We start from the raw sequence: 24,899 nt of genomic DNA on the forward strand, positions 1-24,899 counted from the left end.
CCGCAAGACTTTGTGCACCGCCGCACAATCTCCTCGGGAGGCTTCCTTGCACCGCCGCCGTCGCACCGCGCTCGTCCTGTCCGCCGCGCTCGCCGCCGCGGCCCCCCTGCTGGCCGGCTGCGGCAGCGACGCCCATCCGGGCGCCGCGGCGGTCGTCGGAGGCGAGCGGATCACCGTCGCGCAGCTGGAGAGCCGGGTGAAGGAGGTGCGCTCCGCGCAGCGCGCCGCCGTCCCCGACGAGGCGGGGTACGAGCAGGCGGTCGCCAAGACGGGCGCGCTGACCCGCGACACCCTGCACGGCATGGTCCTGGACCGGGTCCTGGACCGGGCGGCGCGGAACGCGGGAGTGAGCGTGACCCGCAAGGACACGCAGTCGATGCGGTCGTCCCTCGAACAGCAGGCGGGCGGCGCGAAGGCCCTGGAGACGGCCTGGCTGCAGAACTACGGGGTCGCGCCCCGGCGCCTCGACGACAGCCTGCGCACCGAGATCGAGGCCCGCAAGGTCGCCGCCGCCCTCGGCGCCGACATGAACACCCCCGACGGCAAGGCCGCCTTCTGGAAGGCGATGTCCGCCGCCTCCCGGCAGCTGCACGTCGACCTGAACCCGCGCTACGGCGCCTGGGACGTCCGCAAGAGCGGCCGGGTCGACGCCGGCACGCCGTGGCTGCGCGAGGTGTCCTCGGCGCAGGCCCAGCAGACGACCTGACCCGCCCGGGGCGCGCACTGCGCCCTTCCCGCGGCACGCACCCGGCCCGCCGCGCGCGGACCCGAGCCGTGCCGGCGCCGGCGGACGGCGGCGGGGCCGGCGGACGGGGTGCGTTACGTTCGAGGGGTGAACGCAACCAGCAGCTCCGAGGGCGGCACCGCCACCGCCGATCCCGGCCGTGTTGTCCTGCTCACCACCAGCCACCGCGTCGCGCCGGGGCTGCTGTCCTGGCCCGCCTGGCAGGCGCTGCGTGACGCGGACCGGGTGCTGTGCTCCGACGGCGCGCATCCGCAGCTGCCCTATCTGCGCGAGGCGGGCATCACCGTCGACGAGGCGGCCCCGACCGCCCGGGAGCTGGTCGACGCCTGCGCGGGCGGCCGGTGCGTGGTCGTCGTGGCCACCGGTGAGGGCGAGCCCGGTCTCACCGACGGACTGGCCCGGCTGGCGGGCTCCGGCCGGGTGCGGATGCCGGACCTGGAGCTGCTGCCCGCCAGCTACGACCTGCCGGGCGCCCGCCTCCTCGACCTCGTCCAGGTGATGGACCGCATCCGCGCCGAGTGCCCCTGGTCCTCCCAGCAGACCCACCGGGGCCTGGCGAAATACGGTATCGAGGAGGCGTACGAACTCGTCGAGGCCATCGAGGACGGCGACCGCGAGGAGCTGCGCGAGGAACTGGGGGACGTGCTGCTCCAGGTCGTCTTCCACGCCCGGATCGCCGAGGAGGACCGGGAGGCGCCGTTCTCCGTCGACGACGTGGCCGGCGGCATCGTCGCCAAGCTGATCCACCGCCACCCGCACGTCTTCGGGGACGCGAGCGCCTCGACGCCCGAGGACGTGAAGGAGCACTGGCTGCGCACGAAGGCCGAGGAGAAGCGGCGCACGTCCGTCACCGAGGGCGTCCCGCTCGGGCAGCCCGGCCTGGCCCTGGCGGCCAAGCTGTCCTCCCGGGCGCGCACGGCGGGCCTCGCCGTGCCGCTGCCCGCGGGCGACGGGGTGGGCTACGAGCTGCTGGCGCTGGCGGCCCGCGCCGAGGCCCGGGGCGTGGACCCGGAGGCGGCGCTGCGGGCGGCGGCCCGCGCCTACCGCGACGCGATCCGCGCGGCGGAGCGGGAAGCGGCCCCGGCGGGCCGGGAAGACGCCTGACGGGCAGGCGTGTTCAGTCCTCCGGCGCCCGGGCGGCGGGGTTGTGCCAGCTCGGCCGCGGGCGGTCGAGCAGCCACTCGGCCGCGCCCAGCGGGCGGCTGCCGCCGGCCGGCGGCAGCAGGTCGTGGAAGATCCGTCCGGCGGGCGTGCCGAGCGCGGGCAGCGTGCCGGCCACCGTCTCGACGAGGCCGGGCGGGCCCGCGAGGTAGACGTCGTGCCGCTCCCAGCCCGCCCGGTTGCCCAGCGCCGTCAGCAGCCGCTCCGTCGCCTGCGTCCGGGGGCGGCCCGGCGCGGGCGTGATCGGCGTGACCGTGAGCCGCGGCAGCCGGGCGCTCAGACGGTCCACGGAGCCCTGGTCGTAGAGGTGGGCGATGTCGCGGGCGACGAGGAACAGCCGGGCCTCGTGGGCGGGTTCGAGCTGCTCCAGCAGCGCCTTCACCGGAGCCCAGCCGGTGCCCGCGGCGATGAGGGTGAGCGGCCGGTCGGCCGGGGTCCGCAGGGCGAGGCGACCGCCGGGCGCGCCGAGCCGCAGCACGTCGCCCACCCGGGTCTGCCGGACCAGGGCGGTCGACAGCACGCCGCCCTCGACCCGGCTGACGTGCAGGTCGAGCGTGCGGTCGGGCCGGGGGGCGTTCGCGAGCGAGTAGGGCCGCCAGATGCCGTGCAGACGCGGCACGTTGACGCCGACGTACTGCCCGGCGGTGTGGGTCAGGCGCTGCCGGGGCCGCAGGGTCAGCACGGCCACGTCGTCGCCGTGGCGGGTGCGGGCGACCACGTCCGCGTCCCACCAGGCGGGCTCGCCGCGGTGCCCGGCCTCCCCGGCGCCCTGGAGCATGAGGTCCGCGATCACCCGGTACGCCTCCCACCACGCCTTCTCGGTCTCGGCGGACCAGGACGGCCCGGCGACGGCCGCGAACGCGGCGACGAGGCTCGTGCCGACCGCCGCGTAGTGGTCCGGCCGGGCCAGGTACTTGCGGTGGTCCCGTCCGAGATCGCGTAAGTAGGCGGGCAGTCCGGGATCGTCCAGCCGCTCCACCACGACGGTGAGCGCCGCGAACAGCCGGTCCCGCTGCCGCTCCATGTCCTCGGGGAAGTCCGTCGGGAACAACGCGCGCAGTTCCGGGTGGTGCCGGAAGAGGTGCGCGTAGAAGTACGTGACGGCGAACTCGGCCCGCCGCTCCACGACCGCGAAGCTGGACTTGAGTATGTCGGGGTCCACTGCGCGAATGTGGGAGCTGCCCGACGGCCCCGTCAAACAGCAGCCGATGTACGGACAGCCCCGGGCGAACCGGACGCGCCGCACCCGGGCGCCCCGCACCGCGCCCCGGCGGGCGGCCCGCGTCCGGGACGCGGCCGGCGGCCGATACCGTCGGACGGTGACCGAGCACGAGACCCCCGCACCCGAACTCTTCACCTGGGAGTTCGCCACCGACCCGTACCCGGCGTACGCCTGGCTCAGGGAGCACGCGCCGGTGCACCGGACGCGGCTGCCCAGCGGGGTGGAGGCCTGGCTCGTCACGCGCTACGCCGACGCCCGGCAGACCCTCGCCGACCAGCGGCTGTCCAAGAACCCCGCGCACCACGACGAACCCGCGCACGCCAAGGGGCGGACGGGCATCCCGGGGGAGCGCAAGGCCGAGCTGATGACGCATCTGCTGAACATCGACCCGCCGGACCACACCCGGCTGCGCCGCCTCGTCAGCAAGGCGTTCACCCCGCGCCGTGTCGCGGAGTTCGGCGCACGGGTACAGGAGCTGACCGACGGGCTCATCGACGGCTTCGAGGGGCGGGGGTCGGCGGACCTCATCCACGAGTTCGCGTTCCCGCTCCCCATCTACGCCATCTGCGACATGCTCGGTGTCCCCCGGGAGGACCAGGACGACTTCCGGGACTGGGCGGGCATGATGATCCGGCACGGGGGCGGGCCGCGGGGCGGGGTCGCCCGGTCGGTGAAGAAGATGCGCGGCTACCTCGCCGAGCTGATCCACCGCAAGCGCGCGGCGCTGCCCGCCGAGCCCGTGCCCGGCGAGGACCTGATCTCCGGGCTGATCCGCGCCTCCGACCACGGCGAGCACCTCACGGAGAACGAGGCCGCCGCCATGGCGTTCATCCTGCTGTTCGCCGGGTTCGAGACGACGGTCAACCTGATCGGGAACGGGCTGTACGCCCTGCTGACCCACCCCGGGGAGCGGGCCCGCCTGGAGTCCTCGCTGCGGGCCGGGGAGAGCGGACTGCTGGAGACGGCGGTCGAGGAACTCCTGCGCTACGACGGCCCGGTGGAGCTGGCGACCTGGCGGTTCGCGACCGAGGACGTGCGGATCGGCGGCCAGGACATCGCCGCCGGGGACCCGGTGCTCGTCGTGCTCGCCGCGGCCGACCGCGATCCCGAGCGCTTCGACGGGCCGGACACCCTCGATCTGACGCGGCGTGACAACCCGCACCTCGGCTACGGCCACGGCATCCACTACTGCCTCGGCGCGCCGCTCGCCCGGCTGGAGGGGCAGACCGCGCTGGCGACCCTCCTCACCCGCCTCCCCGATCTCCGGCTCGCCGTCGACCCGGCTGACCTCCGCTGGCGCGGCGGGCTCATTATGCGCGGTTTGCGCACGCTTCCGGTGGAGTTCGCCCCGGTCGGGCCGTCCGCGACCGCTTCGCCCGGTGCGTCCGTACAGCGCTCCGGCGGGGAGTCCGGGGAGGAGGGGTGGACGCCGGACCGGTCGTCGTGACCCCGGCTGTCAACTGACACGCCGTCAAATCTGTGATCTTCACGTGATCTGCGCTGCATCGACTTGTGACAAGCGTTCGAGTCCGGATACGTTCACCCATCAATGCGGCCCCGGCACCGATCACTTCGCCGTGGGTGCCGCACTCACCCCGCTGTCACGCGAAAGGCTTCCGCATGCTCTCCGGGAACGGCCGTCATCGGCGCCCCCGTCAGGCCCCGGCCCTCATCGTCGCCGCGGGGGTGACCGGGTCGGCCATCGCGATCCCGCTGCTCGGGGCGTCGAGCGCGAGCGCGGCCGACGGCACCACCTGGGACCGGGTGGCGGAGTGTGAGAGCGGCGGAGCGTGGAGCGCCGACAACGGCAACGGGTACTACGGCGGGCTCCAGCTCTCCCAGGAGAACTGGGAGGCGTACGGCGGCCGGGTCTACGCGCCGACGCCCGACCAGGCCAGCCGCTCGCAGCAGATAGCCGTCGCCGAGAAGGTGCTCGACGGCCAGGGGCTCGCCGCCTGGCCGACCTGCGGGCCGCTCTCCGGGCTCAGCAAGAGCTCGGCCGGGGTCGAGGTCGACACGGGCATGGGTGACGGGGCGTCGGGCGACGGCGAATCCGATGCGACCGGACTGTCCACCTCGCCCGACTCGTCGCCTTCGCGGGGATCGTCCAGATCGTCCGACACGTCCTCTTCCGCGGAGACCGGTTCCCCCGAGGTGACCGAGAACACCACGAAGTCCGACACCTCGCGGAAGACGGAGGAGCCGGGCGGGGGCGCGACCGGTGACGAGACGCCCGACGAAACCGGCACGGCGGACAAGTCGGGCCGGAGCGGGGACGCTTCGGAACCCTCCGCGAGCGCGTCGACCGCGCCCGGGCGGCACCGCGGCGGCAGTGCCGACGAGGACGCGGCGGACGCCGACGCGGGCGCCCGTGCCGACGCCGCGGGCGGGCGGCACGCCTCACGCGGCGTGGACGAGGCGCGCGACGCGGACGGCGGCACGTATGTCGTGCGCGCCGGGGACAGCCTCTCGACGATCGCCGACACCCTGGACCTCGCGGGCGGGTGGTCCGGGCTGTACGCCGCGAACGAGCGGACGGTGGGTGCCGACCCCGACCTCATCCTGCCCGGTCAGAGCCTTGCTCTTGATGCCGAAACGGTCGAAAAGTAGCGGGAGTTCGCGTCATGGTTCGCTCGCTATTGTCCGGTTTGGCGCGAGTGAGACATGAGTCTCAGAAGCCCTGATCGTCTTTGAAAATACGGCGATCGACTGCTTACGGTCGTGATCGCTCGCCACCGCGGGCCCCGACGACCGCAACGCCGAATCCTGCCGGCGGCCGTACGGGAACAGTCGTCGCGTCAAGCGCCGTGGGCAGGAGCGGGGGACCCAAGGTAGGTGCCGCGAACGGGAGTCGACAGACGCCCGGGAGCGGCTAGGGGTAAAGCCGCGCGCCGAGGTTCCGGACGGAACCGGGTGGCGCGGCCGGGCACTCAACCGGCCCGAACCCGACAGCTCACCTCGCAGGCGTCGGTGAGGGGATCAACTCGATGCTGTTTTCCAGCAAGGGCAAGCACCGCCGCCCGAACAAGGCCACCCGTGTCGCCACGCTCGCCGGTGTCACCGGTGTCGCCATCGCCGCTCCGCTGATGGCGGCCGGCAACGCCTCCGCCGCGACCGCCTCCGAGTGGGACGCCGTCGCGCAGTGCGAGTCCGGCGGCAACTGGTCGATCAACACCGGCAACGGCTACTACGGCGGCCTGCAGTTCTCGTCCTCGACCTGGGCCGCGTACGGCGGCACCGCCTACGCCTCCACCGCCGACCAGGCGTCGAAGGCGCAGCAGATCGCCGTCGGCGAGAAGGTCCTGGCCGCGCAGGGCAAGGGTGCCTGGCCGACCTGCGGCACGGGCCTGTCGGGCGCCGCCTACGGCGGCGGCTCCACCGCCTCCACCCCCTCGGCCTCCACCGGCTCCTCGGCGTCCGGCGGCTCGCAGGACACCCGTTCCTCGGAGCAGCCCGCCTCCCGTTCGCAGGAGCGCCCGGCCGCGAAGAAGACCGTCACCACCCCGACCGGCAAGAAGGTCGAGAAGGGCGACGGCGAGTACAAGGTCGTCAAGGGCGACACCCTCAGCTCGATCGCCGCGAAGCACCACGTCGAGGGCGGCTGGCAGAAGCTGTTCAAGCTGAACCACGACATCGTGGACGACGCCGACGTCATCTTCCCGGGCCAGCAGCTCCACCTGAGCTGAGCCGGGCCGCGCCCCGGCCGGACGTGGCCGTCCTCGGCGGACGGCGGCCACCCTCCCGGCCGTGCGGCCCCTCCGGCCGAACGGTCGGCCCCCGGCCGCCCCGCCCTCAGGCGGGGCGGCCGGGGCCCCGCCCCTCGCGGGCTCCCCGCTCCGGTGCGTGTTCCCCCGTACGCATCCGGAGCGGGGTTTTCCATTTTGTTTTTGTTCCGATCGGGAACATTATGTACCGCGAGTTCTGCCCAAGGGGTGGTCGATCGGCTGGCCGATCCCTCCGGGCCGGTTAGGCTCGTCCCGCAGGGCTGGCCAAGCACTGCGTACCCGCGTCACATCCCAGAAGGAGATGCTCGTGCCGTCCATCGACGTCGTCGTAGCCCGGGAAATCCTGGACTCCCGAGGCAACCCCACGGTCGAGGTCGAGGTCGGCCTCGACGACGGCAGCACGGGTCGTGCCGCCGTCCCGTCCGGCGCCTCCACCGGTGCCTTCGAGGCCATCGAGCTCCGCGACGGTGACCCCAACCGCTACCAGGGCAAGGGCGTCGAGAAGGCCGTCCTCGCCGTCATCGAGCAGATCGGCCCGGAGCTCGTCGGCTACGACGCCACCGAGCAGCGGCTGATCGACCAGGCGATGTTCGACCTGGACGCCACCGACAACAAGGGCTCGCTCGGCGCCAACGCCATCCTCGGCGTCTCGCTCGCCGTCGCGCACGCCGCCTCCGAGGCGTCCGACCTGCCGCTCTTCCGCTACCTGGGCGGCCCGAACGCGCACCTGCTGCCCGTTCCGATGATGAACATCCTGAACGGCGGGTCGCACGCCGACTCCAACGTCGACATCCAGGAGTTCATGATCGCTCCGGTCGGCGCGGAGTCCTTCTCCGAGGCCCTGCGCTGGGGCGCCGAGGTCTACCACACCCTCAAGAAGGTGCTGAAGACCAAGGGCCTGTCCACCGGCCTCGGCGACGAGGGCGGCTTCGCCCCGAACCTGGAGTCCAACCGCGCCGCCCTCGACCTCATCGTCGAGGCCATCAAGCAGGCCGGCTACATCCCCGGCGAGCAGATCGCGCTCGCGCTCGACGTCGCGGCGTCCGAGTTCTACAAGGACGGCAGCTACGAGTTCGAGGGCAAGTCCCGCTCGGCCGCCGAGATGACCGAGTACTACGAGGAGCTCGTCTCCGCGTACCCCCTCGTCTCGATCGAGGACCCGCTGTACGAGGACGACTGGGCCGGCTGGAAGGTCATCACCGACCGGCTGGGCGACAAGGTCCAGATCGTCGGCGACGACCTGTTCGTCACCAACCCCGAGCGACTGGCCCGCGGCATCGAGGAGGGCTCCGCCAACGCCCTGCTCGTCAAGGTCAACCAGATCGGCTCGCTCACCGAGACCCTGGACGCCGTCGAGCTGGCCCAGCGCAACGGCTTCAAGTGCATGATGTCCCACCGCTCCGGCGAGACCGAGGACGTCACCATCGCCGACCTCGCGGTCGCCGTGAACTGCGGGCAGATCAAGACCGGCGCCCCGGCCCGCTCGGACCGCGTCGCCAAGTACAACCAGCTGCTGCGCATCGAGGAGATCCTCGACGACGCCGCCGTGTACGCCGGCCGCTCGGCGTTCCCGCGCTTCAAGGGCTGAGCACCACCCGCCCCGGAAGCGTCGTCCGTACGTCCCCGTACCCGGTCCCGTACCGTGTGCGGGGACGTACGCACGTGACGGGCCCGCACACGGCGGGCCCCGTACTGGGGAGGCGGGACTCATGGCCGTGAAGGACCGGGACCGGTTCTCCACCGCGACCAGGATCAAGCTGCTCGGCGAGCAGACTGCGGCCCGGGTCTACCGCTCCCAGACCAAGCGGCAGGCCCGCCGCTCCCGGCTCACCGGCCGGGCCGCGCTTCTCGCCCTGGTGCTGTGCTCCCTGGTCGTCGCGCTCGCCTACCCCATGCGGCAGTACGTCTCCCAGCGCGCCGAGGTCGCCGACCTCCAGCACCGCCAGGAGCAGGCCCGCCGCCGCGTGGAGCAGCTGCGCGACCTCAAGGCGCGCTGGCAGGACGACGCCTACGCCGAGCAGCAGATCCGGCAGCGGCTGCACTACGTCCTGCCCGGCGAGACCGGCTACATCGTGGTCGACCCGGACGCGACGCGGCAGACCCGGGCCGCACGGGCCGGCGCCGACCGCCCCTGGTACACCAACGTCTGGGACGGCGTGGACAAGTCAGACGCCGCCGACCAGTGACGAACCGCCGAACCGATCAGAAAGACACGTGACTCACGGCATGGAAACGCCACCGCCCACCACCGCGCGCACCGAGCCCACCGACGCCGACGTCGCGGCCTTCCGGCAGCAGCTGGGCCGCCCGCCGCGCGGACTGCGCGCGATCGCGCACCGCTGCCCCTGCGGACAGCCGGACGTGGTGGAGACGGCGCCCCGGCTCCCCGACGGCACCCCCTTTCCGACCACGTACTACCTCACGTGCCCGCGGGCCGCGTCCGCGATCGGCACGCTGGAGGCGAACGGGGTCATGAAGGAGATGACGGACCGGCTGGCCGCCGACCCCGAGCTGGCCGCCGCCTACCGCGCCGCCCACGAGGACTACATCGCCCGCCGCGACGCCATCGAGGTGCTGGCCGGCTTCCCGAGCGCCGGCGGCATGCCTGACCGGGTGAAGTGCCTGCACGTCCTGGTCGCCCACTCGCTGGCCGCCGGACCGGGTGTCAACCCGCTCGGCGACGAGGCCATCGCGCTGCTGCCGGAGTGGTGGCGCAAGGGGGCGTGCGTGACCGGCGTCGCCGAGGACGCCGCGACCTGCGCCGCCGCGCCGTCCGGGGAGGACGCCCAGTGACCCGGGTGGCCGCGATCGACTGCGGCACCAACTCGATCCGGCTGCTGGTGGCCGACGTGGACCCGGCGACCGGGGAGCTCGTCGACCTGGACCGCCGGATGACCATCGTCCGGCTCGGCGAGGGCGTCGACCGGACGGGCCGGCTCGCGCCGCAGGCCCTGGAGCGCACCTTCGCCGCGTGCCGCGAGTACGCCGGGGTCATCAAGGAGCACGGCGCCGAGCGGGTCCGGTTCGTGGCGACCTCCGCCTCCCGCGACGCCGAGAACCGCGACGACTTCACGCGTGGCGTCCTCGACATCGTCGGCGTCGAGCCCGAGGTCGTCACCGGGGACGAGGAGGCGGAGCTCTCCTTCGTCGGGGCGACCCGGGAACTGTCCGGCGACGACCTCGCCGCGCCCTACCTCGTCGTGGACATCGGGGGCGGCTCGACGGAGTTCGTGGTCGGCTCCACGACGGTCCGCGCGGCGCGTTCCGTGGACGTCGGCTGCGTCCGGATGACCGAACGCCACCTCGTGCGCGACGGCGTCGTCACCGACCCGCCCACGGTCGAGCAGGTGGCGGCCATGCGAGCCGACATCGAGGCGGCCCTCGACCTCGTCGGCGAGACCGTCCCGCTGGGCGAGGCGCGCACGCTCGTCGGCCTGGCGGGCTCGGTCACCACCGTCTCGGCGATCGCGCAGGACCTGCCCGCCTACGACCCGGGCGCCATCCACCACTCGCGCGTCCCCGTCGAGCGGGTCCGCGAGATCACCGAACGGCTGCTGCGCTCCACGCACGCCGAGCGTGCCGCGGTGCCCTCCCTGCACCCCGGACGGGTCGACGTGATCGCCGCGGGCGCCCTGGTGCTGCTGACGGTGATGGAACGCACCGGCGCCGCAGAGGTCGTCGTCAGCGAGCACGACATCCTCGACGGCATCGCGTGGTCCGTGGCCTGACCGACTACCGGTCGCGGTAGACGTCCCGCCGGTCGCCCGCCGTGGCGACCAGGATGGCGAGCTCGCCGTCGAGCGCCGCGCGACGGCATCGCGCGGCCGGTGGCCTGAGTCTCCTTTGCTACTGATGAGTAGCCTCGGCTGAGCAGGTCGGCTAGCGTATGAGCGTGTCCGAGGGGGCCGGGGGACCCTCTCGGGCCGCGTCGGCCGGGAAAGTTCGTGAAGTTCTTCACAAGGAAAAAGCCCCTGCCGGGTGCGGAAGGGGTCGGTCGGGCCGCCCCCGGGGGCCGAGTGGCCCCGGACGGGGCCGCGATGGCGTGTTGCGGGCGCGTTTCCGGGCGGTGAAACAAGGGAGTTGCCCGCTGGGCCGAACGGGTCGCGGTGCAGCTCACGCGGTGTTGACAACGGTACGAACCGTACGCCGGAGCGGTCCGGCCGCAGGCCCCTCGGCCAGGCGGGCCGCGGAGTGTAGCAGACACCCTGCCCAACCTTGTGAAGGGGCGCACGAGCGACCCCCCATGACCGGGTGGATACTCGATGGCATGAGCACCACGGAGCGTCCCAGGATCCTCGTAGTAGGCGGTGGGTACGTAGGCCTGTACGCAGCTCGGCGCATTCTCAAGAAGATGCGCTACGGAGAGGCGACCGTCACGGTCGTCGACCCCCGGTCGTACATGACCTACCAGCCCTTCCTCCCCGAAGCCGCCGCCGGCAGCATCTCCCCCCGGCACGTCGTCGTCCCGCTGCGACGCGTGCTGCCCAAGGCGGAGGTCCTCACCGGCCGGGTCACCACCATCGACCAGGACCGCAAGGTGGCCACGATCGCCCCGCTCGTCGGCGAGGCGTACGAGCTGCCCTTCGACTACCTCGTCATCGCGATGGGCGCGGTCTCCCGCACCTTCCCGATCCCCGGCCTCGCCGAGCAGGGCATCGGCATGAAGGGCATCGAGGAGTCCATCGGCCTGCGCAACCACGTCCTCGAGCAGCTCGACAAGGCCGACTCCACCACGGACGAGGACGTCCGCCGCAAGGCGCTGACCTTCGTCTTCGTGGGCGGCGGTTTCGCCGGCGCCGAGACGATCGGCGAGGTCGAGGACATGGCCCGCGACGCGGCCAAGTACTACAGCAGCGTGTCCCGCGAGGACATGCGCTTCATCCTCGTCGACGCCGCGGACAAGATCCTCCCCGAGGTCGGCCCCAAGCTCGGCCAGTACGGCAAGGAGCACCTGGAGAGCCGCGGCGTGGAGATCTACCTCTCCACCTCGATGGACTCCTGCGTCGACGGCCACGTGGTGCTGAAGAACGGCCTGGAGGTCGACTCCAACACCATCGTGTGGACCGCCGGGGTGAAGCCGAACCCGGTCCTGTCCCGCTTCGGCCTGCCGCTCGGCCCGCGCGGCCACGTGGACACCCAGACCACCCTCCAGGTGCAGGGCACCGACTACATCTGGGCCGCCGGCGACAACGCCCAGGTGCCGGACGTGGCCGCCCGCAAGGCCGGCGTCGAGAACGCCTGGTGCCCGCCGAACGCCCAGCACGCGCTGCGCCAGGCGAAGGTGCTCGGCGACAACGTGGTCTCCGGCATGCGGGGCTTCCCGCAGAAGGAGTACGCGCACTCCAACAAGGGCGCGGTGGCCGGCCTCGGCCTCCACAAGGGCGTCGCGATGATCGTCATGGGCAAGATGAAGATCAAGCTCAAGGGCCGTCTCGCCTGGTACATGCACCGCGGCTACCACGGTCTGGCCATGCCGACCTGGAACCGGAAGATCCGCGTCTTCGCGGACTGGACGCTCGCCATGTTCCTCAAGCGCGAGGTGGTCTCCCTCGGCGCCATGGAGACGCCGCGCGAGGAGTTCTACGAGGCGGCCAAGCCGGCGCCGGCCGCCGCCGCTCCGGCGCCCGCCGCCAAGGCCGGGGAGAAGGCCAAGGCCTCCTGACCGGGGCCCGCCGACCTCCCCTCGCCCACCGCACGCCCCGAAGGGGCCGCCCGCCATCCGTGGTGCGGGCGGCCCCTTCGGCGTTCCCGGACGGCGGAGACCGGTCCGCGCGCAGGCGGTGCCCGCGCCGGCTCGCGGGCGGCGTCCACGCCAGAACGTGGTGCGTACACACACTTTGCCGAGTCATGACGCGAGGCGGGGACTGCGCGCGGGGCGGGTAGGTGTTTTCGTAATGGTGGAGCGTTCGGGAGCGTTGTCTCGGAGGTGTACGTCATGCAGGACGCCGCGCCGCGGCTGAAGAGCCTTGTCGAACAGCTGACGGGAGCGCCGTTCCCGCTGCGCATCCGCGCCTGGGACGGCTCCCAGGCCGGCCCTCCGGGCGCCCCGGCACTCGTGGTGCGCAACCGCCGCGCCCTGCGCCGCCTGCTGTGGAAGCCCGGCGAACTCGGCCTGGCGCGCGCCTGGGTCTCCGGCGACCTGGGCATCGAGGGCGACCTCTACACCGCCCTGGACCTGATGGCCGGACTCGTCTGGGAGCGCGGCGAGGACGCGCGGGGGCTCGGCGAGGCCCTGCGCGACCCCGGGGTGCGCGCCGCCGTCCGCGGCCTGGTGCGGCTGGCCGGCCCCCCGCTGCCGCCCGCGCCGCCCGCCGAGGAGACGCGCAGACGCCGCCACCTGCACACCCGGCGCAGCGACCGGCGGGCCATCAGCCACCACTACGACGTCGGCAACGACTTCTACGCGATCGTCCTCGGTCCCTCGATGGTCTACTCGTGCGCCTACTGGGAGGACGGCGGCACCCTGGAGACCGCCCAGCGCGACAAGCTCGAACTCGTCTCCCGCAAGCTCGCCCTGAGGCCCGGTCAGCGGCTCCTGGACGTCGGCTGCGGCTGGGGGGCGATGGCCGTCCACGCCGCCCGCGAGCACGGCGTGTCCGTGGTCGGGGTGACCCTCTCACAGGAGCAGGCGGCCCACGCCCGCAAGCGGGTCGCGGAGGAGGGCCTGACCGACCGGGTGGAGATCCGGGTGCAGGACTACCGGGACGTCGCCGACGGGCCCTTCGAGGCGATCTCCTCCATCGGGATGGCCGAGCACGTCGGCGCGGAACGCTACCGGGAGTACGCCGAGGTCCTGCACCGGCTGCTCCGGCCCGGCGGCCGGCTGCTCAACCACCAGATCGGCCGGCGCCCGCGGCGCGACGAGTCGGCGTACGACATCGACGCGTTCATCGACGCCTACGTCTTCCCCGACGGTGAACTCGCGCCCGTCGGGACGACGGTGACCCAGTTGGAGCGGGCCGGGTTCGAGGTCCGGGACGTGGAGTCGCTGCGCGAGCACTACGCCCTCACCCTGCGCCGCTGGGTCGCCAACCTGGAGGCCGACTGGACCCGGGCCGTCCGTCTCACCGGCCCCGGCCGGGCCCGCGTCTGGCGCCTCTACATGGCGGCCAGCGCGCTCGCCTTCGAGCAGAACCGCATCGGCGTCAACCAGGTCCTGGCCGTGAAGACCCCGGAGGCGACGGGGGTGTCCGGCCTGCCGCTGCGGAGCCGCACCTGGACCTGAACCGACCCCCCCGTGGCCACGGGTGCGGCCCGTCCCCGCCGGGACGGGCCGCACCCCGCCGGCGGGCCGGGGTGCGCCCGACCCGCGCCCGGCGCTACTCCGACTTGATGGCCGTCAGCGTGTTCAGGCGGGCCGCACGGCGGGCCGGCCACAGCGCCGCGAGGACGCCGACCACCGCCGCGAGCAGCAGGAACAGCGCCATCCGGCCCCAGGGCAGCACCAGTTCGTACGTGGTCATCCCGCTGCCGAGCAGCCGACCGGCGGCCCAGCCGAAGAAGACGCCGAGGCCGATGCCGAGGACACCGCCGAACAGCGAGATGACCAGCGACTCCAGCCGCACCATCCGCTTGACGCCCTTGCGGTCCAGGCCGATCGCCCGGAGCATGCCGATCTCCTGCGAGCGTTCGAAGACCGACATCGCGAGGGTGTTGACCACCCCGAGCACCGCGACGATCACGGCCATCGCGAGCAGTCCGTAGAGCATGTTCAGCACCAGCGTGAACATCCGGGCGATGCTGTCGGAGAGGTCCTGCTTGTCCTGGACCTCGACCGCCGGGTTGTCGCCGAGCGCCTTCTCCAGCCGGTCCTTGGCCGCGTCCGACGCGCCGCCCGCCGTCTTCACCATGACCTGCATGTCGGAGACGCGGCTCTGGTGCGGGGCGAGCGTGGCGTTGTCCAGCATGATGCCCCGGATCAGCTCGTTGCCCTCGTAGACCCCGGCGACGGTCAGGTCCTGCTTCTTCCCGTCCTCGTAGGAGACGCGGAACGCGGAGCCGGCCTTCCAGCCGTGCGAGGCGGCGGTGTAGGAGTCGACCACCACGCGCGAACCGGCGACCGTGAACGAGCCGTCCTCGACGGTGAGATCGGTGAGCTCGCCGATGGCCGCGCCGTTCACGCCGGTGAGGTACTCGGTCTCCCGGTCGATGCGGGAGGGCGCGTTGCGCAGCGGGCTGACGCCGGTGACGCCGTCGACCGCGCCGAGCTTCTTCTCGACGTCCGGGGAGAGGGCGTTGCCGTTCGCCATGGAGACGACGTAGTCCGCGCTGATCGCCGAACCGGCCATCTCGTCGATCGCCTTCTGGAGGCTGCCCGCCATCACGGTCATGCCGGTGATGAGGGTGAGGCCGATCATCAGCGCCGAGGCGGTGGCGGCCGTCCGGCGCGGGTTGCGCACCGAGTTCTGCCGGGCGAGCTTCCCGGAGATCCCGAAGACCCGCAGGGCGGGGGCCGCCGCCGCGATCAGCGGGCGGGACAGCAGCGGGGTGAGGACGAAGACGCCGATGACCAGCAGTACCGCGCCGAGCCCCATCGGGGCCTGCCCGTCCGAGCCGTCCATCGTCGTGGCGGCGAGGACGACGGCGACACCGGCGGCGGCGAACAGGGCGCCGACGGTGTTCCGCAGCACCAGGGACCGCGTCGTCGCCTTCGCGTGCACGCTGCTCATCGCGGCGACCGGCGGGATCTTCGCGGCCCGGCGGCCGGGCAGCCAGGCGGCGAGCATGGTGACGAGGACGCCGACGAGCAGCGCGGTGCCGACGGTGCCGGGCGACACGACGAGCGGGCCGTCCGGAACGGTCGCGCCCAGTGTCCCGATCAGGGAGCGCATCCCCGCGCCGATGCCGATGCCCGCGGCGAGCCCGGCGACGGCGGCGACCGCGCCCACCACGAACGCCTCGATCAGCACGGACCGGGTGACCTGGCGGCGGGAGGCGCCGACGGCCCGGAGCAGGGCGAGTTCCCTGGTGCGCTGCGCGACCAGCATGGTGAAGGTGTTGGCGATGATGAACGTGCCGACGAACAGGGCGATGCCGGCGAAGACCAGCAGGCCCGTCCGCATCCCGCTCATCGACGAGGAGATCTGCTCGGCCTGGTCGTCGGCGAGCTGCCGGCCGGTGGTGGTGGAGGCGACGTCCTTCGGCACGATGGCGTCGAGCGCCCGGCGCAGCGCGCTCTGGCTGGTGCCCGGGGCCGCCCGGACGTCGATCTCGTCGTAGGAGCCGGCCGAGTGGAACAGCTTCTGGGCCGTGGCGGTGTCGAACAGGGCGAGGCTGCCGCCCGCCGCCACGTTGCCGTCGTCGGTGGTGAAGACGCCGGAGACGACGGGCTTGAGGACGGGCCCGTCCACCGACAGGCGGACGGTGTCGCCGACCCGGTAGCCGGTGCGCCGGGCGGTCTCGGCGTCGATCGCGACCTCCCCGGCGCCGTGCGGCGCGTGACCGGCCGTCAGCGGGTAGCGGGGGTCCTTGCCGCCCCAGTAGTTGCCGCCCTGCGACTGGAACCCGCTGCCGACGAGCTTGCCGTCCTTGCCGGCGATGGCGGTGAAGCCGTCGACCACGCCGATCGCGGAGGCGGCGCCGGGTGCCGCCGCCGCCTTGTCGAGGAGCTCCCGGGTCAGCTTGGGCGTCCTGCCCACGGTGTCGCCCTCGTCGGCGGCGCTCTGCGGGCGGATGGCGACGTCGACCTGGTCGAAGCCCTTGGCGGAACTCTTCTGGTAGGCGTCGGAGACGGTGTTGGTGAAGACCAGGGTCCCCGTCACGAACGCCACGCCGAGGAGCACGGCGAGCACGGTCATCAGGAGCCTGGCCTTGTGCGCGAGCACGGTGCGCAAGGCGGTACGGAACATGGGTCTTCTCAGTCCAGGAGTCGCAGGAGAGCGCCCGCGGGCGCGGCGGGGCGCGGCGGGGGCGCGGTGGAGCGTGCGGAGGTGCGGCGCGGTGGGCGCCGCGGGCGAGGGGAGGGCCGTTGCCCGCTCGCGGGGCGAGCCGGCCCGTGCGGGGGCCCCGGCCGTGGCCGGCGCCGCCTCGTGGCCGGCCCGCTCGGGGGCGTGCCGGGCGGTCCGGGCGCGGGACGGGACCGGCGGCCGGACCGCCGCGCGGGGCGTCAGGCCGTCAGGCGCGCTCGGGCCGTCGGGCCCTCAGGGCGGCGGCCACCGGGGCGCGCGGGGCGTCCGGGTCAGCTCGTGCGGCCCTTGCCGTCGAACTGCTTCATCCGGTCGAGGACGGAGTCCGCGGTCGGCTCGAACACCTCGTCGACGATCCGGCCGTCGGCGAGGAAGACGACGCGGTCCGCGTAGGCGGCGGCCACCGGGTCGTGGGTCACCATCACCACGGTCTGCCCCAACTCCCGTACGGAGTTGCGCAGGAAGCCGAGCACCTCGGCGCCGGAGCGCGAGTCGAGGTTTCCGGTCGGCTCGTCGCCGAAGATGATCTCGGGCCGCGAGGCGAGGGCGCGGGCCACCGCCACGCGCTGCTGCTGGCCGCCGGAGAGCTGGGAGGGCCGGTGGTCGAGGCGGTCGGCCAGGCCGATCATCCCGATCACCGTGTCCAGCCACTGCCGGTCGGGCTTGCGGCCCGCGATGTCCATCGGCAGCGTGATGTTCTCCAGCGCGGTGAGCGTCGGCAGCAGGTTGAACGCCTGGAAGATGAAACCGATCTTGTCCCGGCGCAACTTCGTGAGCTGCTTGTCCTTGAGGGAGCCGAGTTCGGTGTCGCCGATGCGCACCGAGCCCGAGGAGAAGGTGTCGAGGCCCGCGACGCAGTGCATCAGCGTGGACTTGCCGGAGCCGGAGGGGCCCATGATCGCGGTGAACTCGGCCTGGCGGAAGCTGACGGAGACCCGGTCGAGGGCGACCACCTGGGTCTCGCCCTGCCCGTAGACCTTCGACAGTTCCGTGGCGCGGGCCGCGACCGCGGTGCTTGTGCCGGCGAGGGGAGTGGTGGTCACGCGGGGGTGCTCCTGTCGGGACGACGAGACGGGCGTGGACGGCGGGGCGTCCTGGGACGTGTTCCATCCTCCGTGCCGATCCGGGGCCGGGAGTCAGCCGCAGTCCCGGTTCCGGGGGCAGCCTCCGGTCGGACACCGCAGGGCCGTGTCATACCAGGGGATGACCCGGCCGCCCTGAGACACCTGCGGGTCGCACCCCGAGCGGGATCACCGGCGACGCTCCGGGCACCGCGGGCCCGGACGGTGAAATTCCGTCATTCCGTATACGGGGGCACGTGCGCCGGGAGAGGCTGGTGGCACGTGCTGATGGCGTGTACCTGGTGCTGATGCACCCTCAGACGTCAATAAAATAAGACAACATCGCTCCGCCCGCCCGCTGTTCGGGGGACGGTCCCCGATAGGCTCGTTGTCTCGACGCGGAGTCCATGGCCTGCCCGGATGGTGGAATGCAGACACGGCGAGCTTAAACCTCGCTGCCCCTCGCGGGCGTGCCGGTTCAAGTCCGGCTCCGGGCACCACACCGCATATGCGGCGCGAGCCGCCGGAACGGCGGATTCCCCCCATCTCGTCCCGTGCTCGGGTGCGCGAACGTCCCGCATGTCCGGCATGGCGTACACCCCTCGGGGATGGACAGGGCCCGAGAGATCACCGGCCACCCCCTGACGCGCTGCCCCCGACGCCGCGCCGTGCCGTCGGCACCCGCTTCCCCGGGTCACCGGATCGGCCGGCCCGGTGGCCCCCGCCGCTCGGGCCCCGGCCTCTCGTACGGCGGGCCCGGGGCGAGTCGAGGTCCCCACGCCGGGCAGGAGGTCCCGCGAGCCGGTGTCACGGCTTCGTACCGGTGCGGGCGTGCCCCGGGACACACGCGTACGGTGGCAGCACGAGGGAAAGATCCTCCCCAAGCACTAGGGTCTTCCTTTGCCTACCTATTACTCTTGAGCCAAGGCCACGCAGGGTGGCCATGGAGGAGTGAAATGAGGAGCAGCAACCCGGTCTTCTCGCGACGGGGGTTCAGCCGCGACAACGGCTACGCGGGATTCAACGCGGCGCCGCAGGCCGGGGGACCCGCTGTCGGCACGCAGGGGAACCCCTACGCCCAGGGCAACCCGTACGCCCAGCAGGGCGGCAACCCCTACGCGCAGAACCCGTACGCGCAGCAGGACCTCCAGTACGGCGCGCCGCCGCAGGCACCGGTCTCCACCGGCCGGATGACGATGGACGACGTCGTCATGCGCTCGGCCATGACCCTCGGCACCGTCGTCGTGGGTGCCGTGCTGGCGTGGGCGCTGCTGCCGGTCTCGTCCACCAGCTACGGCCTCGCCATCGGCTCGGCGCTCGTCGCGTTCGTGCTCGCGATGGTGCAGTCCTTCAAGCGCACGGCCTCCCCGGCCCTGATCATCGGGTACGCCGCCTTCGAGGGCGTCTTCCTCGGCGTGATCAGCGAGATGTACAACGCGCGGTGGTCGGGCGCGCCCTTCCAGGCCGTGCTCGGCACCATGGCGGTCACCGGCGCCACCCTCCTGGTCTACAAGGCGGGCTGGATCCGCGTCACCGCGCGGTACGCGCGCATCGGCATGACCATCGCCATCGCGTTCGTCGCCGTCATGGCGGTGAACCTGCTGCTGGTCGTCTTCGGGGTCGCCCCGGACGGCGGTCTGCGCAGCAGCGGTCCGCTGGGCGCGATCGTCGGCATCCTGGCCATTCTGATCGGCGCGTTCTTCCTGACCCTCGACTTCAAGCAGATCGAGGACGGCGTGGCCTACGGCGCGCCGAAGGAGGAGGCGTGGCTGGCCGCCTTCGGCCTGACCATGACGCTCGTCTGGATCTACGTCGAGATGCTGCGCCTGGTCGCCATCTTCAGCGGCGACGACTAGCGGAGCCGGCGGCCCCGGCGGCCGTCGAGCGACAGGAAGGGCCCGCGGACCTCGACCGGTCCGCGGGCCCTTCCGTGTGTCGGGTGGCGGTCGTCCCGGGCGCGCGTCACAGCAGCTTGCGCGCGGCCCGCCTCAGGTCGTACTCGTGAATGATCGCCTTCGCGTGGCCGTAGGCGAGGTCGTGCTCCGAGCGGAGCCAGCTGACCTTCTCCTCGAAGCGGCACAGGGCGGGGCCTTCGTCGACGGTGCGGATCCAGTCGGAGATCTCACGACCGGTGCAATGGGGGATGCGGGCGAGCAGGTTGCGATGGGTCTCCTCGGAGAAGACGTGGGACATCGGCGCCTCCGAACGCAAAGGGGATGTAAGCCGGTCCTTCACGCCACCGTGCCCGAGGGCCGGGTCGTTGGCAACAGTCCCGTCGCGGCGCGTAGTCTCGCGGCGTGCTGGATACGACGCCGTTGACCCGAGCCGTGGACCACTTCGCCGACCGGCTGCGCGCCGCCCCGCAGAGCCGCCTGCAACGCGGCGCCGCCGCCGAGGCCCTCGGGCTGGCGCGGGAGTTCGCCCTGCGCACCCAGCGTGTCGAGGACCCGTCGGGAGAGCCCCGGGAGATGCCCGACGCCGGGATGTTCGCCGCCGCGGACCAGATCACGGTCGCGGCGCACGACTTGGCGCTCGTCCTCGAGGACGAGGACGAACTGGCCGAGGCGGTCGCGCTGGTGGCGGAGGCGCAGAAACGCGCCGGTGTCTGATCCGGTGGACCGACTCCGGCGCGCGGTGTGCCGCCCGGCGAGCCGCGGCGCGGGTGCCGCGGAGGGCGCCGGTGGCGCGGGCGTCACAGCGACGCTATGACCCGGTCCGCCAGGATGTAGACGTTCTCCTCGCCGTAGGCGAAGGTCAGGGCGTACGCGCCCGAGACGCCCGAGCCGCCCAGCAGGACGGGGGCCTCGCCGGCGTCGAGCGCCGCGGCGAGCTGTTCGGCGGTCTCGCGGTGACCGGGGGTCATGCAGAGCGTGGTGCCGTCGGCGAAGACGTAGACGTCGAGCGTGCCGAGCGGGCCGGGGCGGACGTCCGCCAGCTCCGTACCGGACTCGGCGAGGTCCTCCAGGCACTCGACCGTGCGTTCGTGGTCGTTGACCACGGGTGACTGCACCGGGACGAAGTCCGGGTGGGAGGGGTGCCGGCGGCGGGCCGCGGCGAGTTCGGGGGAGTCCCCCGAGGCGGCGTTCGGGTGGTCCTCGACGTCCGCCGCGGCCTCGGTCACCGGCTCCAGGCCCGCGAAGTCGGCGTGGCGCGGCAGGAACAGCTCGCTGTCGGGCAGGCCGAGCAGCGAGGGGCCGTCGGCGTCCCGCGCCTCCTGGGCGGCCCAGAAGGCCCGCGCCTCGGCCAGCTCGCGCTCCCGCTCCTCGGCGAGCGCCTCGGCCACGGCCGTGCGTATCTCGTCGGCGTCGGCCGCCCCGCGCGCCGCGGGCACCAGCCCGCGCGCGTCCACGGAACGGCTCTCGACGAGTTCGTTGTGCAGGGCCGCGACCTGCCGGCGCAGCCCCCGCAGGGTGCGCAGAGCGGCGACGCCCACGGCCGCGGTGGCGGCGGTGGTGAGCAGCAAAGCAATCGGCATGGCGCTCACTGACGTACTCCCGGTTCAAAGTCGGCCCCCGACTTCCTACATCAGCTTGAAGGGCAAACCATCAAACTGTCAGTGCGTAACGTCACAAATGGGACAGGACTTTGGGGGCGGGGTTTAGCAGTGCAACCACCCTGACCTGGGTGAACGCCTGTCCGGAGGGACATAGGTCACATCTTGGATGGGATTGGATCACAAAACGGCCCGGAGCCCCGGTGGTTGCGGGGTTCCGGGCCGATTCGGTCACCGTGCGTTCAACTCCCGTCACCCACAAGGCGACGCGAGTTCGCGGCTGTCCTAGCTGAGACGCTCGATGACCATCGCCATGCCCTGGCCGCCGCCGACGCACATGGTCTCCAGACCGAACTGCTTGTCGTGGAACTGGAGGCTGTTGATGAGCGTGCCGGTGATGCGGGCGCCGGTCATGCCGAAGGGGTGGCCGACGGCGATGGCGCCGCCGTTCACGTTCAGCTTGTCCAGCGGGATCTCCAGGTCGCGGTAGCTCGGGATCACCTGGGCGGCGAAGGCCTCGTTGATCTCGAACAGGTCGATGTCGCCCACGGTGAGACCGGCGCGGCGCAGCGCCTGCCGGCTCGCCTCCACCGGGCCGAGGCCCATGATCTCGGGGGACAGGCCGGTGACGCCGGTGGAGACGATCCGGGCGAGCGGGGTCAGGCCGAGTTCGCGGGCCTTGGTGTCCGACATGATCACCAGGGCGGCGGCGCCGTCGTTGAGCGGGCAGCAGTTGCCGGCGGTGACCATGCCGTCGGGGCGGAAGACCGGCTTCAGACCCTGGACGCCCTCCACCGTGACCCCCGCGCGCGGGCCGTCGTCCTTGGCGACGACCGTGCCGTCCGGGGTGGTGATCGGGGTGATCTCGCGCTCCCAGAAGCCGTTCTTGATGGCTTCCTCGGCGAGGTTCTGCGAGCGGACGCCGAACTCGTCCATGTCCTGGCGGGTGACGCCCTTGAGGCGGGCCAGGTTCTCGGCGGTCTGGCCCATCGCGATGTACGCGTCCGGGATCAGGCCGTCCTCGCGCGGGTCGTGCCAGGTCGAGCCCTCCGACTGCGCGACCTCGGCCGTGCGGGCCTCGGCGTCGGCGAACAGCGGGTTGTGGGTGTCCGGCATGCCGTCCGAGGTGCCCTTGACCGAGCGCGACACCATCTCGACGCCCGCCGAGATGAAGACGTCGCCCTCGCCGGCCTTGATGGCGTGCAGGGCCATGCGGGAGGTCTGGAGCGAGGAGGAGCAGTAGCGGGTGATCGTGCAGCCGGGGAGGTGGTCCATCCCCATCTGCACGGCCACGATCCGGCCCAGGTTGTGCCCCTGCTCGCCGCCGGGCAGGCCGCAGCCGAGCATGAGGTCGTCGATGTCCTTCGGGTCGAGCCCGGGGACCTTGGCCAGGGCGGCCTCGATGATCGTGGCGGTCAGGTCGTCGGGACGCACGTCCTTCAGGGAGCCCTTGAAGGCGCGGCCGATCGGGGAGCGGGCGGCTGAGACGATCACGGCTTCGGGCATCACGGCTCCATTGGCGCTCTGGGATGTGTGCAGGGCTGCTTGGGAAGTTACCCGTACGTACCGCCGCGGTCACCGGTCTCGGTGTGTGACACGGGCCGCACTTTCCAAGCGCTTGCTTTTTTCTGGCGGGGGCGCCTCGGGAGGGTGGGTCCGCTTCCCCGCCGGGGTTCCTCGACCGCGCGGCGCCGCTGTGCCCCCCACCTGGGGCTCCGCCCCAGACCCCGCTCCTCGAACGCCGGAGGGGCTGAATCCCTCTCCCCTGGTGAGATACCCGAGAAGAGGAGAGGACCAACAACGCAACCAGTCCGACGCCCGGCCCCCGGACCACCTCCATGCCCCCGACCGAGCTGAGACACCCAGGCGCGCGGGGAACTGCGCGAGGGCTGAGGTTTCCCGGGCCGGGTTCTTGGTGCGGGCCGGGATGAGACACCGAGGGGCGCGGGGAACTGCGCAGGCGGTGCGGCTTCCCGGGCCGGGTTTTTGTTGCGGGCCGGGGTGAGATACCCAGGGGCGCGGGGAACTGCGCGAGGGGCGAGGCTTCCCGGGGCGGGTTCTTGTTGCGGGCCGGGGTGAGACACCGAGGGGCGCGGGGAACTGCGCAGGCGGTGCGGCTTCCCGGGCCGGGTTTTTGTTGCGGGCCGGGGTGAGATACCCAGGGGCGCGGGGAACTGCGCGAGGGGCGAGGCTTCCCGGGGCGGGTTCTTGTTGCGGGCCGGGGTGAGACACCGAGGGGCGCGGGGAACTGCGCAGGCGGTGCGGCTTCCCCGGGCCGGGTTCTTGGTACCGGCCCGGGTGGGATGGCCGGGCCGGGGAGTCGCGAGTGGCCTCCGCGCCCGGCGTGGAGCGGGCCTCGGCCAGGGGACCCGCCCCCGGCCGAAGGACCCGCCCCCGGCCGGGGGAGTGACCCCGGCCGGGGTCAGGTGGACGAGGCCGGGGCCGGGTCCGCGGCGGGAAGGCGGCGGCGCCTGCGGCGCTTGAGGAGGGCCCAGGGGCCCCGCGGCCCCGTCGGCATCGCGGCGGCCACCTCCGTCCCCGGCTCCGCCGCCGCCTCCGCCGCGGCCCGTGCGACCGGCAGGAACCCCTCGTTGCGGGTGGCGTCCGGCCGCTCCTCCCCGGCGGGCCACAGGCCCAGCGCCGCGCACACCGTGGGCAGCAGGGCCATCGCCGCCGTCGCGTACCCCTCGGCGGAGGGGTGGTAGTGGTCCGGCCCGAACAGCTCGCGCGGATTCGCCTCGAACTCCGGACCCAGCAGGTCGCCCAGCGACACGGTCCGGCCGCCCTGCTCGACCGTGCCGATCGTCTGGGCCGCCGCCAGCTGCCGGGACGCCCGCCGGGCGAGCCAGCGCAGCGGCTGCTGGACCATCTCCACCGTGCCGAGGTCCGGGCACGTCCCGACGACGACCTCCGCGCCGGTGGTGCGCAGCCGCCGTACCGCCGCCGACAGGTGGCGCACGGAGCGCGTCGGGGGCATCCGGTGCGTCACGTCGTTCGCGCCGACCATGATCACGCAGATGTCCGGCACCCGCGAGCCGTCCTCGAGGGCCAGCGCGACCTGCCGGTCCAGGTCGTCCGACTGGGCGCCCGGCAGTGCCACGTTGCGCAGCTCCACGGGGCGCTCCGCCACCGCCGCCAGCCCCGAGGCCAGCAGCGCGCCCGGCGTCTGCCGGGCCCGCCGCACGCCCTGCCCCGCGGCCGTCGAGTCGCCGAGCAGCAGCAGCCGCAGCGGGGGCTCGTCGGCGCAGGCGCCCGTGGAGTCGTACCCGTAGAGCCCCTCCGCGCGCGGGGCGTACGGCGCGTGCCCGTTGCCCACGTGGCGTTTCGCCAGCTGCACCTCCGCCAGCACCAGACCGACGGCCGCCGCGCCCACCAGTCCGACCCCGCCACCGCCGTACGCCGCTCCCGCAGCGATACGCCGGGCCACCCTCGCCCTCGACAAGCTCGACATCCGTCGCCGCCACCTCCCTGTAGCCGTACAACCACTGCTTGCCCCGTGGAGCGGGCCGGCCAATCTCAACGGGGCGTGAACGGCTGCTCAGGGCCGTAGGCTGGCGGGACCATTCCTGTAGAAGACGCAGCTCCGG

General features: G+C 73.0%; 20 protein-coding genes, 1 tRNA gene and 1 riboswitch. Of the genes, 14 read left to right on the forward strand and 7 right to left on the reverse strand.

The window, feature by feature from the left end; translation table 11 throughout:
* Positions 1-46: 46 nt before the first annotated feature.
* The gene (locus ACGFS9_RS03660) at positions 47-706 is read left to right on the forward strand and encodes a SurA N-terminal domain-containing protein (RefSeq protein WP_393250382.1); all 660 of its coding nucleotides are present in this window, start codon (positions 47-49) and stop codon (positions 704-706) included.
* A 126-nt stretch (positions 707-832) separates the two neighbouring features.
* A complete protein-coding gene (locus tag ACGFS9_RS03665) occupies positions 833-1,849 on the forward strand; it encodes a nucleoside triphosphate pyrophosphohydrolase (protein ID WP_393250384.1) in 1,017 nt (338 codons plus the stop codon).
* 13 nt (positions 1,850-1,862) lie between these two features.
* On the opposite strand, the gene ACGFS9_RS03670 is transcribed toward ACGFS9_RS03665, so the two are convergent.
* A complete protein-coding gene (locus ACGFS9_RS03670) occupies positions 1,863-3,068 on the reverse strand; it encodes a globin domain-containing protein (RefSeq protein ID WP_393250386.1) in 1,206 nt (401 codons plus the stop codon).
* A gap of 157 nt (positions 3,069-3,225) precedes the next feature.
* Here ACGFS9_RS03670 and ACGFS9_RS03675 point away from each other — a divergent pair, with 157 nt between their 5' ends.
* The 9 genes from ACGFS9_RS03675 (at position 3,226) to ACGFS9_RS03715 (ending at position 14,078) form a co-directional block, all read left to right on the forward strand.
* Complete coding sequence (locus tag ACGFS9_RS03675; RefSeq protein ID WP_393250388.1) at positions 3,226-4,575, forward strand: cytochrome P450; 1,350 nt, start codon at positions 3,226-3,228, stop codon at positions 4,573-4,575.
* 173 nt (positions 4,576-4,748) lie between these two features.
* Complete coding sequence (locus ACGFS9_RS03680) at positions 4,749-5,738, forward strand: transglycosylase family protein (protein ID WP_393250390.1); 990 nt, start codon at positions 4,749-4,751, stop codon at positions 5,736-5,738.
* A gap of 183 nt (positions 5,739-5,921) precedes the next feature.
* A riboswitch (cyclic di-AMP (ydaO/yuaA leader) is annotated at positions 5,922-6,110 on the forward strand.
* Between the two features lie 5 nt (positions 6,111-6,115).
* On the forward strand, positions 6,116-6,814 hold the full coding sequence (locus tag ACGFS9_RS03685; protein WP_393250392.1) for a transglycosylase family protein: 699 nt from the start codon (positions 6,116-6,118) through the stop codon (positions 6,812-6,814).
* 340 nt (positions 6,815-7,154) lie between these two features.
* Positions 7,155-8,441, forward strand: a complete 1,287-nt coding sequence (gene eno, locus ACGFS9_RS03690) for a phosphopyruvate hydratase (protein ID WP_393250394.1) — start codon at positions 7,155-7,157, stop codon at positions 8,439-8,441.
* Between the two features lie 121 nt (positions 8,442-8,562).
* Entirely contained in the window at positions 8,563-9,039 is a 477-nt protein-coding gene (locus tag ACGFS9_RS03695) for a septum formation initiator family protein (RefSeq protein ID WP_393250396.1), read from the forward strand.
* A 40-nt stretch (positions 9,040-9,079) separates the two neighbouring features.
* Positions 9,080-9,646, forward strand: coding sequence for a DUF501 domain-containing protein (locus tag ACGFS9_RS03700; protein ID WP_393250398.1), 567 nt, complete (start codon positions 9,080-9,082; stop codon positions 9,644-9,646).
* On the forward strand, positions 9,643-10,581 hold the full coding sequence (locus tag ACGFS9_RS03705) for an exopolyphosphatase (RefSeq protein WP_393250400.1): 939 nt from the start codon (positions 9,643-9,645) through the stop codon (positions 10,579-10,581). Before ACGFS9_RS03700 ends, ACGFS9_RS03705 begins: the two co-directional genes overlap by 4 nt.
* A gap of 539 nt (positions 10,582-11,120) precedes the next feature.
* Positions 11,121-12,515, forward strand: a complete 1,395-nt coding sequence (locus tag ACGFS9_RS03710) for an NAD(P)/FAD-dependent oxidoreductase (RefSeq protein ID WP_393250402.1) — start codon at positions 11,121-11,123, stop codon at positions 12,513-12,515.
* 273 nt (positions 12,516-12,788) lie between these two features.
* Positions 12,789-14,078, forward strand: coding sequence for a class I SAM-dependent methyltransferase (locus ACGFS9_RS03715; protein ID WP_393250404.1), 1,290 nt, complete (start codon positions 12,789-12,791; stop codon positions 14,076-14,078).
* A gap of 94 nt (positions 14,079-14,172) precedes the next feature.
* Here ACGFS9_RS03715 and ACGFS9_RS03720 read toward each other — a convergent pair whose 3' ends face one another.
* Together ACGFS9_RS03720 and ACGFS9_RS03725 are read right to left on the reverse strand one after the other, a co-directional pair.
* A complete protein-coding gene (locus ACGFS9_RS03720) occupies positions 14,173-16,701 on the reverse strand; it encodes an ABC transporter permease (RefSeq protein ID WP_393250406.1) in 2,529 nt (842 codons plus the stop codon).
* Between the two features lie 329 nt (positions 16,702-17,030).
* Positions 17,031-17,801 (reverse strand): ABC transporter ATP-binding protein, encoded by a 771-nt coding sequence (locus tag ACGFS9_RS03725; protein ID WP_393250408.1) that lies wholly within the window; start codon positions 17,799-17,801, stop codon positions 17,031-17,033.
* A 432-nt stretch (positions 17,802-18,233) separates the two neighbouring features.
* Between ACGFS9_RS03725 and ACGFS9_RS03730 the strand changes: the two genes are divergently transcribed.
* Both ACGFS9_RS03730 and ACGFS9_RS03735 read left to right on the forward strand, forming a co-directional pair.
* A tRNA-Leu gene (locus ACGFS9_RS03730) sits at positions 18,234-18,319 on the forward strand.
* 456 nt (positions 18,320-18,775) lie between these two features.
* A complete protein-coding gene (locus tag ACGFS9_RS03735; protein ID WP_393250410.1) occupies positions 18,776-19,675 on the forward strand; it encodes a Bax inhibitor-1/YccA family protein in 900 nt (299 codons plus the stop codon).
* Positions 19,676-19,781: 106 nt separating this feature from the next.
* On the opposite strand, the gene ACGFS9_RS03740 is transcribed toward ACGFS9_RS03735, so the two are convergent.
* On the reverse strand, positions 19,782-20,012 hold the full coding sequence (locus tag ACGFS9_RS03740) for a DUF4287 domain-containing protein (RefSeq protein WP_393250412.1): 231 nt from the start codon (positions 20,010-20,012) through the stop codon (positions 19,782-19,784).
* Between the two features lie 104 nt (positions 20,013-20,116).
* On the opposite strand from ACGFS9_RS03740, the gene ACGFS9_RS03745 reads away from it, so the two are divergent.
* Positions 20,117-20,428, forward strand: a complete 312-nt coding sequence (locus tag ACGFS9_RS03745; RefSeq protein ID WP_393250414.1) for a hypothetical protein — start codon at positions 20,117-20,119, stop codon at positions 20,426-20,428.
* Between the two features lie 83 nt (positions 20,429-20,511).
* Here ACGFS9_RS03745 and ACGFS9_RS03750 read toward each other — a convergent pair whose 3' ends face one another.
* The 3 genes from ACGFS9_RS03750 to ACGFS9_RS03760 all read right to left on the reverse strand — a co-directional run bounded on the left by ACGFS9_RS03750 (position 20,512) and on the right by ACGFS9_RS03760 (position 24,763).
* Complete coding sequence (locus ACGFS9_RS03750) at positions 20,512-21,303, reverse strand: hypothetical protein (RefSeq protein WP_393250416.1); 792 nt, start codon at positions 21,301-21,303, stop codon at positions 20,512-20,514.
* A 294-nt stretch (positions 21,304-21,597) separates the two neighbouring features.
* A complete protein-coding gene (locus ACGFS9_RS03755) occupies positions 21,598-22,818 on the reverse strand; it encodes an acetyl-CoA C-acetyltransferase (protein WP_393250418.1) in 1,221 nt (406 codons plus the stop codon).
* Positions 22,819-23,734: 916 nt separating this feature from the next.
* Positions 23,735-24,763, reverse strand: coding sequence for an SGNH/GDSL hydrolase family protein (locus ACGFS9_RS03760; protein WP_393250420.1), 1,029 nt, complete (start codon positions 24,761-24,763; stop codon positions 23,735-23,737).
* Positions 24,764-24,899: the final 136 nt, after the last annotated feature.

It is taken from the genome of Streptomyces sp. NPDC048566 (assembly GCF_043199735.1).
In the GTDB taxonomy this organism is placed as follows: Bacteria; Actinomycetota; Actinomycetes; order Streptomycetales; family Streptomycetaceae; genus Streptomyces.